Genomic DNA, 2,677 nt, shown 5'->3' with positions numbered 1-2,677 from the left:
CAATGGCAGGCTCCAAAATTGCACTTTTTAGAGTGAATATCTTTCAGGGCAAAGATATGTGCGACAGGCCGCAAGGCTCAAAAGGCAGCTTGTTTGGCTCGTTTGGTGGCTCCGGTCGACACGAGAATTACCCTGACAGACAATTTAATGGGATTCACGCTTCATAAATCACTTTTATAGTAGAATGGGGCTTATAACATACAAGATACAGTTTGACTCAGGCATACCACCGTTTTCTGAAATTGAACACCAATTTGACGTTCAGACAGGACTCAATTTATGGATAACTGCCGACATCAATCTGCCTTTATTGTTGAGTATAAAAGATGTGAACGATGCCTTGAGGAATGATTCTGAGCAGGTCAGAACCTTGTTACAGGAGCGAATTGATTTTAGAGCAAAATACCCTGAGCCTACTTTTGATGACTACGAAAAGCTGGCCGGCAAGCGCGATGACATCAATAAAAAACTCAGTCCTTTTGTGTATGTTCGGTCTCTATTCTTCAATCTGCCTTTCTATGGAATTTCTTTTAAAGTAGAAGGCAATTGTATACTGTTTGAGGTTGAAATAAATCAATTTTATGGCGTTCAATCGCTATTAAAAACATTGATTACTCTTGGAGGGACGTTTGTGGACGAGCAATACTCAGTTAACTATCAAAAGCGTTGGAAGAAGTTGAAGCCTTGGAATGATTACAAGTGGTTTAACAGACCAAAAAAATAATATGCTCCGCGTGAGGGAGCTTTCCGTCGACAGGGTGCTTGCCCCGAAGGAAAGCGGATCATCCTAACCTAATGAGGGTGTTAAGATTCAAGTATGTTCGTTTACTCTAACTTGTGCGCCCACCATCAACCCTCATGGTCGAAGAATGAAGAGCGTGAAATGGATAATACTGTCAACCCCTTCTTTGTTCATTGTGCATTATTCATTTTACATTTACATGTATGAAACTCCTCAATAATCTCACTTTTCGCGTTCTGATTGCCATTACATTAGGTATTCTGACGGGGTATTTCTTTCCCGAAACGGCCGCCAAGCTCAAGCCGTTGGGGGACCTGTTCATTAGCCTGATCAAAATGGTCATTCCGCCTATTATTTTCCTGACTATTGTGTTGGGAATCAGTAATATGGGCGATTTGAAAAAAGTGGGTAGGGTAGGAGGAAAAGCACTGCTTTATTTTGAAATCGTCACAACCGGGGCGCTGGCTATTGGCCTGATACTCGCCAATCTGATTCGGCCGGGCGAAGGGGTGCAGACTACGGCGGTGAAGGGTGGGGATATTAGTAAGTATGCCGAGCAGGGAGCCGGCATGGACTGGACCGAATTCTTTCTGCACATCGTTCCGAGTAATGCCATCAAAGCGTTTGCCGAGGGCGATATTCTCCAGGTACTAGTCTTCTCCATCCTTTTCGGCGTTGGCCTGACCCGCATGGGTGAAACCGGGAAGCCGCTGATTCAAAGTTTTGAACGACTTTCAAAAGTGTTTTTCAACATCCTGAGCGTGGTTATGGTACTGGCTCCTCTGGGTGCTTTCGGCGGGATGGCATTTACTATTGGCAAATACGGCCTGAGCACGGTGCTACCTCTGGCTAAACTGATGGGAACGGTATATGCCACGATGATCCTGTTCATTTTTGTGGTATTGAACCTGTTGATGCGCTATTACAAAATCAGTTTGTGGGCTGTGTTGAAATTTATCAAGGAAGAGCTGTTGATTGTGCTCGGTACCTCATCGTCGGAATCGGCTCTGCCACAGATTATGGATAAGCTCGAAACGTTGGGGTGTTCACGGTCGGTGGTCGGCCTGGTAGTTCCGGCAGGCTATTCGTTTAATCTGGATGGCACGACCATTTACCTGGTTATGGCGACGATCTTTCTGGCGCAGGTGTTTGGCGTAGACCTCACTCTTGGGCAGGAACTCACCATTATTGGTATTCTGATGGTGACCTCAAAAGGGGCGGCTGGCGTAACAGGTAGCGGGTTTATTGTGCTGGCGAGTACCCTTACCGCTATTAAGGTAATACCCGTTGAAGGACTGGCCTTATTGCTGGGTGTCGATCGGTTTATGTCGGAAGCACGCTCGATTACGAATATTATCGGCAACACGGTCGCTACCATTTTTATTGCCAACAACGAAAATGAGTTTGACCGGGCTAAATACAATCAGGTGTTAAAGCAGCAAAGCAAGGGAGAGGAAATAGAATATACTTATTAACTGGTTTATAGTGGGCTGGTATACAGTGGCTTGTGTGCCAGTCATCTACAAACTGAAAAACTTTTATTCTTTTTCAGGGAAAAAATTAAACCATTTCGTGGAAGGCTGTTCAAAGGGACAAATACAACCTGAAAACAAGTAACTGCCATGAAAAAAGTACTGTTCACTGCCGCTACACTACTTACTCTACTTTCGACCGGGGCATTTGCCCAGCGCTATGGTTATCCCGACAACAGATATCCTCAACAGCCTGGGTATAATCAGCCCGGTTACAACCAACCCGGCTATGACTCAGGGTATGGGCAGCCAAATTACAACTACGATTATGATGATTACCAGTTCGATCGTCACCTCGACTGGTGGGATCGTGAGCTAGGACTGAATCGTCGGCAGGAGCGCGAAATTCGGCGAATCAGGGATCGATTTAATCAGCAGACACAGGGACTTGACCCTCGAAACC

At 45.5% G+C, this 2,677-nt stretch carries 2 protein-coding genes and 1 pseudogene; all 3 read left to right on the top strand.

Annotated elements, in window-relative coordinates; translation table 11 throughout:
- Window positions 1–184 precede the first annotated feature (184 nt).
- Window positions 185–724: a hypothetical protein gene (locus tag BGO59_RS05375; RefSeq protein ID WP_293681711.1), complete on the top strand. Its 540-nt coding sequence runs from the start codon at window positions 185–187 to the stop codon at window positions 722–724.
- A gap of 221 nt (window positions 725–945) precedes the next feature.
- Window positions 946–2,217, top strand: a complete 1,272-nt coding sequence (locus BGO59_RS05370; RefSeq protein WP_293681708.1) for a dicarboxylate/amino acid:cation symporter — start codon at window positions 946–948, stop codon at window positions 2,215–2,217.
- A 147-nt stretch (window positions 2,218–2,364) separates the two neighbouring features.
- Window positions 2,365–2,677: pseudogene (locus BGO59_RS05365) on the top strand (hypothetical protein); the annotation flags it as partial.

This window comes from Spirosoma sp. 48-14 (assembly GCF_001898575.1).
Lineage (GTDB): Bacteria > Bacteroidota > Bacteroidia > Cytophagales > Spirosomataceae > Spirosoma.
Note: the sequence above shows the minus strand (reverse complement) of the source record. Positions and strands in the feature narration are given on the sequence as shown.

Excerpts from the sequence above, each read along its gene's own strand:
- BGO59_RS05375 (WP_293681711.1), top strand. The coding sequence starts at position 185 with ATGGGGCTTATAACATACAAGATACAGTTTGACTCAGGCATACCACCG.
- BGO59_RS05370 (WP_293681708.1), top strand. The coding sequence starts at position 946 with ATGAAACTCCTCAATAATCTCACTTTTCGCGTTCTGATTGCCATTACA.